Origin of the sequence: Kitasatospora sp. NPDC004799 (assembly GCF_040609095.1) — a bacterium.
Classification (GTDB): Bacteria; Actinomycetota; Actinomycetes; order Streptomycetales; family Streptomycetaceae; genus Kitasatospora.
Genome location: NZ_JBEXJK010000046.1, coordinates 23,903 through 32,503 on the forward strand (window position 1 = coordinate 23,903; position 8,601 = coordinate 32,503).

Genomic DNA, 8,601 nt, shown 5'->3' on the forward strand with positions numbered 1-8,601 from the left:
ACTCTGAACCGGTGACGGGACGTTACGCCGGCCGTCACCTCAGCCGCCACCTCAGTCGTCACTTCAGCAGGAAGTCGTACACCGCCTGCCGTCCGGCCGGGTTCTCCGCCCGGTTCTGCACCGAGTGCGCCGCCCCGGGCACGATCACGATCTGCGGGTGGTGCGCGAACTCGGTGTACTCGTCCATCAGTTCGTACGGTGTGGCGAGGTCACGGTCGCCGCCGAGCAGCAGGATCGGCACCTTGGGCAGCTTGCGGTGTTCCGACGGCGTCGGCGGCACCGGCTCGCGCGGCCAGTCGAGACAGACCAGCAGGCTGCCGAGCCCGGTCGCGGTCGCCGGGTCGTACGGCCAGGTCTGCTCGGCGGTCAGCCGCTGCCGGGTGCGCTCCAGTGCCGCCGCGCGGCCTTCGACCGGGGTGTCGGTGGTGCCCCACGGGAAACGGGAGTCGGCGCACAGGGTGGCGGAGTGCAGCCCCTGGCTGAGGTCCTCGGCCGGGGCGGCGTCGACCTCCCGGTGGACGAGTTCGAAGAAGTCCCGGAGCTTCGCGGGCTGCCCGGCCGCGGCCTCGTGCAGGATCTCCGGGACCCCGCCGTAGTCGGGGTCGATGAACTCGTAGCCGGTGAGCGCGCTCAGGATCTGCGCCCCGTTGCCGTAGCGCCGGACGGTGGCGGCGAGGTCGGCGGCCGGGTCGGTGGTGCAGCCGGTGGCCTGGCAGGCGGCCCGCAGGACCCGGGCGGTGGCGGGCAGCGCGGCCAGGTCGAGGGGGTCCATGCCCCGTCGCGGCGCCACCGAGTCGAGCACCAGCCGGGCCACGTGGGTCGGGTGGGCGAGCGCGTACCGCTGGGCGGTGAAGGTGCCGTAGGAGACGCCGTCCAGGGTGAGGCGCCGGTCGCCGAGGGCGCGGCGCAGCAGGTCGATGTCGGCGACCGTGTCGGCGGTGCTGTAGTAGCGGGCGTCCGGGCCGAGGGCGGCGGCGCAGTCGGCGATCGACTGCCGGCGTGGCAGGGCGAGGTCGGAGGAGCCCATGTCCTCCTGGAGGCCGGGGCATTGGAGCGCGCCGCGGCCGGTGCCGCGCTGGTCGAACATCACCAGGCGGTAGTCCTTGAGGACGGGCTCCAGTTTGCCCGCGATCCGCTTGATCGCGGGGACGCCGGGCTGGCCGGGGCCGCCGGTGAGGAACAGCAGGTCGCCCTTGGGCGCCTTGGTGGTGCGGGTGACGGCCACCTGGAGGTCGAGGGTGCCGGGGGCGGCGCCGCTGTGGTCGAGCGGGACGGTGAGGGTCCCGCAGGTGAACTCGGGTGCGTCCGGGCAGGGCGCCTGCCGGGTGATCCCGGTGCCGGTCGCGGTGCTGGTTTCGGTGCCGGATCCGGTTCCGGTTCCGGCTCCGGTGGAGGCGAGGGCGGGGGTGGCCAGGGTGGTGCCGGCGACCACCGCGACGGCGCCCAGCAGGGCGGCGACGCGGACGCGCGTGCTCGTCATGTTCGTCCTTCCGCTCGCACCGCGTCGGTGCCGACGCGGTCACGGAAGTAGCCTGCGCCCCAGGGCACTTCGGTGGCCAGCGATTTGCGAGCGTTCGGGCGAGAGCCCGGCGAGCATCGGTGCGAGCGCTCGGGCGGGAGCGCTCGGACGGGAGCGCTCGGACGGGAGCGCTCGGACGGGAGCGCTCGGACGGGAGCGCTCGGACGGGGACCCCTCAGCCCAGCGCCCGGGGCAGCACCACCCGCACCCACTCCTCCGGCTGCGACAGGTGCGGGGCGTGCCCGGCACCCTCGTACAGATGGCGCTCCGCCTTGGGCAGGGCGAGGTCGATGAGGTCCAGCACCTCGCCGAACATCGGCGCGCTGTCGTCGCTCTGGGTGAGCAGCGCGGGTTCGCCGAACCGGGCGAGCCCGGTGAGGTCGAGGTCGAGCGCGTCCGGGTCGCGCAGTTCGTCCAGGTAGGTGGGCGCGTTGCGGATGTAGGTGTGCCGGACGGGCGCGGGCAGCTGCTCCCAGGCGCCCGGGCCGAAGGCGAGGCTGTCCACGTACAGTTCGGCGGCGGCCGCCGACTCGGCCTGCTCCAGCAGCTCCCGGACGGCGGCGATCCGGTCGGCGAAGGCGGTGCCGATCGGGCGCAGGTCCGGGTCGGCGAGCAGGATGCCGGTGCCCGGCGGCTCGTGCACGGCGATCCCGCGCAGCAGGTCGGGCCGGGCGGCGGCGAGCCGGAGGGTGACCAGCGCGCCGTAGGAGTCGCCGTAGGCGAAGGCGGGCGCGAGGCCCAGCCCCTCGATCAGCCCGGCGAGGTCGGCCGCGTCCTCGTGCACCGAGCCCTGGGTGAGCGGGTCCTCGCTGCGGCTGTGCCCCCGGCGGTCGTAGGCGACCGCGGTGGTGGACTCGGCCAGGCCCGGCAGCACCCGGGCCCAGGAGTCCGCGTCGCTCCAGGAGCCGTGCACCAGGACGACGCCGGGGCCCTCGCCGTGGGCCTCGTAGTGCAGCGCCACCCCGTTCACCCTGATCTCGGTCATCACGAGCCTCCCGACCTCGGCGGTGGTCCTCCACCAGCCTGACACAACCGCCCGGAACGCTCAGGTCCTCCGGCTCCGCCCGCGGCTGCCCGCACCTCCCCCTCCCGGGGGACCGGCGGTGACGGAGATCATCCCCGCGCGCGGTCCGGCCGCCTCCCGGCCCGTGCCACGCTCGACGCATGCACTACGACGTACGCCGGATGGCCGCCGGGGAGTGGCGGGAACTGCGCGGGATCACCCTGGAGGCGCTGCGGGACTCCCCGAAGGCCTTCAGCTCCTCCTACCCCGACACCGCCGCCCGCCCCGAGGACCACTGGCGGCAGCGGGCCGCCCGGCAGGCGACGGCGCGGGAGTCCGCCACCTACACGGCCGTCGACGGGGACGGCACCTGGGTCGGGCTCGCCGGCGTCGAGCCGCTGGCGGACGTCCCCGACCACGTGCACATCCACTCGGTCTACGTCGCCCCGGCGCACCGGGGCGCCGCCGGACCGGCCGCCGACCTGGTGCACGCGGTCATCCGGCACGCCCGGGAGCACACCGCCGTGGGGGCGCTGACCCTGGGCGTGCACGAGGCGAACGAGCGCGCCCAGGCCTTCTACCGGCGGCTCGGCTTCGAGCCGACCGGCAAGGCGGTGCCGTACGTGCTGAGCCCGGCGGAGCGGATCCTCGTCCTGGGCTACCCGGGGTTCAGGTGAGCAGGAGCTGCTCTCAGCTCATCACCCGCACCGGCGGCTCGTCCCGCGTCCCGTCCTCCGCCACCACCGTGAACCGCTCCGGGCCCGACACCGACAGGTCCACCGGGTAGAGCGACGCGGTGTCGTTGACGTCCAGCACGGCGCTCTGCCGACCGGTGGCCGCCTCCACCCTGGTCACCCGGCCCCGGGTCATCGCCCAGACCGAGCCGCCGTCCACCACCAGGCCGGTCACCCGGTCGTCCAGCCCCGCCGTCCACCGCCGGCCGCCGTCCGCGAGCGAGTACGCCAGCAGCCGGCCGGTGGCGGTGCGGCTCGGGTGCCCGCCGCTGATGCCGATGTCACCGGGCCGCTGCCCCGGCACCACGAACAGGTCCCCCACCACCACCCCGCCGAACAGCGGCCGGGCGCTGAACTCGTCGAAGGCGTGCAGCCCGCCGAGCATCACGTCCAGGTCGTACTCGTCCCCGGCGACCGGTATCGCCGCCCGCTGCCGGCCGGTCCGGTCGTAGCTGAGCACCGCGTGGGTGCCGCGCTCGGCCCGGGCGTCCACCCACACCGCCAGCGGGTCGACCGACACCACCGCGAGGGCCCGCAGCCCGCCCGCCGCGGGCAGCGCGATCCTCCGCTGCTCGTGGCCGTCCGCCGGGGCCAGCGAGCGCAGCACGGGCGGCGCGTCACCGCACTGCGCGACCGTGACGGCGTCCCCGGGCCCGCCCGCGACCTGCAGCGGGGCGCAGCCCGGGTCGGCCGCGCTGCGCCAGACATCCCGGCCGTCCGCCAGCCGTACGGCGCGCCAGCCGGCCTTCTCCTGGAGGAGGGCCTGCGGACCGGCCACCGCGACCACGTCGGGCGTCGCGTCGTCGCCGTCCCGGGCAGGCGCGTCCACGGTGGCGGTCCAGCCCTCCCGGCCGCCGGCGAGGTCGAGCGCGGTGACGGCGGAGCACGGGCTGCCGTACGGCGCGTGGCCGATCAGGCCGACGGCGCCGCCGCGGCCCGTCCCGTCCGGCCCGGTGCCCCGGCTCATCGCGCACACCGTGTCCGCCCCGGGCGGGGTCCAGCGCCAGGCGACGGCCCCGGTGGCGCCGCGGTAGGCCACCACCAGGTCCGGCCGGACCCGTACCACCAGGCCGCCGCTCGCCCAGCTGCCCACGGCGCGGACGGTGGACGGCCGGTCCGGCGGCGCCTTCCAGGCGTCGTTGAGGCCGTCCCCGGCGAAGCCGACGAAGATCCCGAGCCCCAGCAGCGCCCCGACGGCGACCGCGGGGAAGCCGACCCTCGGGTGGATCAGCGCCCAGACGAAGCCGGCGCCGCAGGGCATCAGCCCGAGGATGCTGATGATCCCCATGTACGCGAGGCTGTCGCCGCCGAACCCGTTCGCCGGGCCGAACAGCACCGCCAGGCCCATGCTCGCGAACATCGCCCCCAGAACGCCGCCGGAGACCACCAGCCAGGTCGCCGCCCGGTCCCGGGCGGGGCGGGCTCCCCGCCGCGCCCGGACGGCGCGGCCCTCACGGCCCTCACGGCCCTCACTGGTCTTGCTGGTCTTGCTGGTCCTACTGGCCTCACTGACCTCACTGGCCTCGGGCCGAACGGCCATGCCGGTCTCTCCCCTGCGACGCGCCGCCCGCCCGCGTCGGGCCGCCGATCATCGGATCGTCGCAGAGGACGTCATGATCCGGAACAAAGAGCAGGGAAAACCCCGGCCATGCCCCGTACATACCAGGCCGGGCCCGCCTTCCCAGCTGCGGAAACCGATTGCCCGCCCCCGGCCCGCTGGCTAGCGTTGCCCGACGTGACCGCGACGCCTCCGCCCACCACCCCCGACTGGCGCACCGCCAACCGTGCGAACTGGGACGAGCGCGTCCCCGTCCACACCGCCGGCCGGTTCTACGACCTGCCCGGCTTCGTCGCGGGCCGGGACACCCTCCGGGACTACGAGCCCGCCGAGGTCGGCGACGTCACCGGCCGCACGCTGCTCCACCTCCAGTGCCACCTCGGGCTCGACACCCTCTCCTGGGCCCGCCGCGGCGCGGTCGTCACCGGGCTCGACTTCTCCGCCCCGGCCGTCGCGGCCGCCGCCGACCTCGCCGCCCGGATCGGCGCGGACGACGCCCGGTTCGTCACCTCCGACGTCTACGAGGCCGCCGAGGCGCTCGACGGCCGGACGTTCGACATCGTCTACACCGGCTTCGGCGCGCTCTGCTGGCTCCCCGACCTCACCCGCTGGGCCCGGACGGTCGCCGCGCTCCTCGCCCCCGGCGGCTTCCTCTACCTCGCCGAGCACCACCCGGTGGCCGACGTCCTCGCCGACGACGGGCGCAGCTTCGAGGAGGACTACTTCGAGCGCACCCCGATCGTCGTCGACCACCCCGGCACCTACGCCGACCCGGACGCCCGGCTCGACGCCACCGTCACCGTCCAGTGGCAGCACGGACTCGGCGAGGTCGTCACCGCCCTGGCCGACGCCGGCCTGCGCCTGGACTTCCTCCACGAGCACGCCCACGCCCACTTCCGAATCCCGGTCGGCTCGCCCGCCCCGCAGTCCTACTCCCTCCGGGCCACCCGCCCCCACTGACCCCGCACTGCCCCTCCGCCCCCACCGGCCACCGCCGGCGCGGCACCGCTCCGCACCCCGCCACGGCAGCCCGGCACCACTCCCACAGCCGCAATCCCCGACCGCCCGGCCCCGCTGCCCCGCGCCGCCCCGACCTCCCGGCCCCCGGCTCCCCTCGCCCCGACACACCCTCCGCTACTGACCGCCGAGAACCACCACGGGCCAATGTTCGCCCCGTGTCACGTTCCGACCGTCTGTCCGGTCCCTCTGGCGACGGCCTCACGACCAACACCGAGGAGCGAACGATGCGGATACTGCTGGCAGGTGCGACCGGGGCGATCGGCACCCCGCTGACCAGGGTGCTGACCGACGCGGGCCACCAGGTGCTGGCCCTCGCCCGCACCGAGAGCTCGGCCCGGGCCGTCCTGGCAGCGGGCTGCACGCCCGTACGGGCCGACGCCCTGGACCGCGAGGGCCTGCTGCGCGCGGTGGACGGCCTGGCGGCGGACGCGGTGGTCCACCAGCTCACCGCCCTCCGCGCGCCCTCGCGCAGGGTGGCCGCCGACAACCCGACCAACGTGCTGCGCGTCCGCGGCTCCGCCAACCTGCTGGCCGCCGCCCGGGTCATGGGCGCCGAGCGCTTCCTCACCCAGTCCCTGGTCCTCGGCTACGGCTACCGCGACCACGGGAGCCGCTTCCTCACCGAGGAGGACCCGTTCGGCGTGTACGGCGAGGGCCCCCGGCCCACCGCCTCCGACCACGTCGTCACCGGCCTGATCGAGGCCGAGCAACGGGCGTTCGACGCCCCGCACGTCGCCGGGATCGCCCTGCGCTACGGCCTCTTCTTCGGCCCGGGCACCTGGTTCGACCCGACCCCCGGCAGCCGCCCGATGCCCGTCCCCCTGGGCGGCGGCGGAGTGATGTCCTGGATCCACGTCGAGGACGCCGCCACCGGAACCCTGGCCGCGCTGGAACACGGCCGCGGCGGCGAGGCCTACAATCTCGTGGCCGACGCCCCCGCCACCTTCGGCGACCTCGCCACCTACGCCCGCCGCGGCCGCCCGGCCCTCCGCCTCCCCGCCTGGGCCCTCCGCACCGCCGTCCCCTACCTCGGCGAACTGATGCTCGACACCACCCTCCGCGTCTCCAACGCCAAGGCCACCCGAGCCCTCCGCTGGACCCCCCGCCACCCCCCGCGCTAACCCGGCGACCACACACCGCCCCCGAACTCCGCACCGACGTTGTTCCACACGAAGCCGTCCCGCCGGCCCGGCTTCACACCGGCCCAGCCGAGCAACGCCCCGCCGAACACGCAGCCGAGCCACCACACCACGGACCGCATCGCCCGGCGCCGCCCGAGCCGGCCAACTACGCATGCCCCCAGCCGGAGTGGGAAGTCGGCCCGCCCGACTTCCCACTCCGGCCTGCGAGACGCCGGCAGCCGTCCGGCCCCGCCCACGGCGCGCCCGGCGGGGCGCCAGGGCACGCCAACCCCGCACCGTGAGGGGAGAGTTGGCGCGGGACAAAGGTTGGCCCCCGGCCGTCCGCACACGCGATCTCCACATCGGGCTGAGCCGACCGGGTACACCTCGGCGCCGGACAGTACGCGTACGCCCGGTCGGATCGTTCTGCTGTACATGCCTCCCCCAATCACGACGCCGTTCCCGTTGCCCGCGCACGTCACCGCAAGGAGGTTCCCGTGGCTGTGATCGGCCGTGCGACGGCCACCGTGGTCGCGCTGGGCATCCTGCTCGTTCCGGCGGCCGTCACGGCGGGCACCGACCTGCCGCCCGAGCTCGGTGCGGGCTGGTGGGAGGTGTCGGCCAACGCCGCCAACGTCCGGGTCGACCACTTCGGCGAGGACACCGTCATCGGGCTCGCCCGTTCAGGTGACCGGGTCGAGGTCGTGGACACCTGGACCTCCCCGCTCGGCGCCCGCTGGGCGAAGGTCATGGTGGTGCGCACCCGGGTGTCCGGCTGGGTGCTGTGGTCCTTACTGGCGCACCGCGACCCGTCCTCGGAACCGTAGAATCCGCCTGTACACATCAGGAGGGATTTCGCGTGTTCCGAGCGCAGCGTCCGCGCACCGCAGAGCTGACCCCGCGACAGGGGGACGGGCCGGTCAACGGCGTCGCCCTGCTGCTGCCCGGCGGGTTCATCCGCAGTCGGCGCGCACCGCTGAAGGTCGCCGAGCTGGGCCTGCGGGGCCTCGCCACCGAGCTCGCCGACCGCGGCCGGCCGCACGGGCTCGCGGTGCACCTGCTGCGCTACCGCCACGGCGGCTGGAACGGTGCCGACGCGGACACCGCCGTGGACACCCGCTGGGCGCTCGACGAGCTCGCCCGGCTGTACCCGGGCACGCCCGTCGTCCTGATCGGCAACTCGCTGGGCGGGCGGGCCGCCTTCTGGTGCGGCGGGTACCCGTCGGTGGTCGGGGTGGCCGGCATCGCGCCCTGGCTGCCCAGCGGCGACCCGGTCGACCAGCTGGCCGGGCGGCGGGTGCTGATCGTCCACGGCACCGGGGACCACACCACGGCCGGCGCCACCCAGTCCCTGGAGTACGCGCTGCGCGCCCGGCGGGTCGTCCCGGACCTCGCGCGGTACGAGGCCCCGGGCGCCAACCACCTCCTGATCCGCGAGTCCCGCGACATCAGCGCGCTGACCACCGACTTCACCCTCGCCACCCTGGGCGCCGAGCCCGCTCCGCTGATGGCGGGGGCGGTCTGCAGCCGGCTCCCGGCGAGGGTGTAGCCGCCAGTCCGAGCGCCGGGCGGCGTCGACCGCGACGACCGACCAGCCCGAGGGCAGCGTCCGCACCACGGTGCCGGCGTCGGCGGCCCACTCGCCG

8 protein-coding genes are annotated in these 8,601 nt (G+C 75.6%); 5 read left to right on the forward strand and 3 right to left on the reverse strand.

Annotated features, from left to right (window positions below):
• Positions 1–58 precede the first annotated feature (58 nt).
• The gene (locus ABZW03_RS09250; RefSeq protein WP_355254213.1) at positions 59–1,480 is read right to left on the reverse strand and encodes an alpha/beta fold hydrolase; all 1,422 of its coding nucleotides are present in this window, start codon (positions 1,478–1,480) and stop codon (positions 59–61) included.
• Positions 1,481–1,694: 214 nt separating this feature from the next.
• Positions 1,695–2,504 (reverse strand): alpha/beta hydrolase, encoded by an 810-nt coding sequence (locus ABZW03_RS09255; protein ID WP_355254215.1) that lies wholly within the window; start codon positions 2,502–2,504, stop codon positions 1,695–1,697.
• Between the two features lie 179 nt (positions 2,505–2,683).
• On the opposite strand from ABZW03_RS09255, the gene ABZW03_RS09260 reads away from it, so the two are divergent.
• Positions 2,684–3,199, forward strand: a complete 516-nt coding sequence (locus ABZW03_RS09260) for a GNAT family N-acetyltransferase (protein WP_355254217.1) — start codon at positions 2,684–2,686, stop codon at positions 3,197–3,199.
• 13 nt (positions 3,200–3,212) lie between these two features.
• On the opposite strand, the gene ABZW03_RS09265 is transcribed toward ABZW03_RS09260, so the two are convergent.
• Entirely contained in the window at positions 3,213–4,796 is a 1,584-nt protein-coding gene (locus tag ABZW03_RS09265) for a hypothetical protein (RefSeq protein WP_355254219.1), read from the reverse strand.
• 195 nt (positions 4,797–4,991) lie between these two features.
• Between ABZW03_RS09265 and ABZW03_RS09270 the strand changes: the two genes are divergently transcribed.
• From ABZW03_RS09270 to ABZW03_RS09285, 4 genes are all read left to right on the forward strand, one after another.
• Positions 4,992–5,774, forward strand: coding sequence for a class I SAM-dependent methyltransferase (locus ABZW03_RS09270; protein WP_355254220.1), 783 nt, complete (start codon positions 4,992–4,994; stop codon positions 5,772–5,774).
• Positions 5,775–6,058: 284 nt separating this feature from the next.
• Complete coding sequence (locus ABZW03_RS09275) at positions 6,059–6,955, forward strand: NAD(P)-dependent oxidoreductase (RefSeq protein WP_355254222.1); 897 nt, start codon at positions 6,059–6,061, stop codon at positions 6,953–6,955.
• A 497-nt stretch (positions 6,956–7,452) separates the two neighbouring features.
• Entirely contained in the window at positions 7,453–7,782 is a 330-nt protein-coding gene (locus ABZW03_RS09280; RefSeq protein WP_355254224.1) for a hypothetical protein, read from the forward strand.
• Positions 7,783–7,814: 32 nt separating this feature from the next.
• Positions 7,815–8,504 (forward strand): alpha/beta hydrolase, encoded by a 690-nt coding sequence (locus ABZW03_RS09285; RefSeq protein ID WP_355254226.1) that lies wholly within the window; start codon positions 7,815–7,817, stop codon positions 8,502–8,504.
• The last annotated feature ends 97 nt before the right edge of the window (positions 8,505–8,601 follow it).

What these genes read in the sequence shown, in the direction of transcription:
- ABZW03_RS09250 (WP_355254213.1), bottom strand. Translation starts at nt 1,480, where the DNA reads ATGACGAGCACGCGCGTCCGCGTCGCCGCCCTGCTGGGCGCCGTCGCG.
- ABZW03_RS09255 (WP_355254215.1), bottom strand. Translation starts at nt 2,504, where the DNA reads ATGACCGAGATCAGGGTGAACGGGGTGGCGCTGCACTACGAGGCCCAC.
- ABZW03_RS09260 (WP_355254217.1), top strand. Translation starts at nt 2,684, where the DNA reads ATGCACTACGACGTACGCCGGATGGCCGCCGGGGAGTGGCGGGAACTG.
- ABZW03_RS09265 (WP_355254219.1), bottom strand. Translation starts at nt 4,796, where the DNA reads ATGGCCGTTCGGCCCGAGGCCAGTGAGGTCAGTGAGGCCAGTAGGACC.
- ABZW03_RS09275 (WP_355254222.1), top strand. Translation starts at nt 6,059, where the DNA reads ATGCGGATACTGCTGGCAGGTGCGACCGGGGCGATCGGCACCCCGCTG.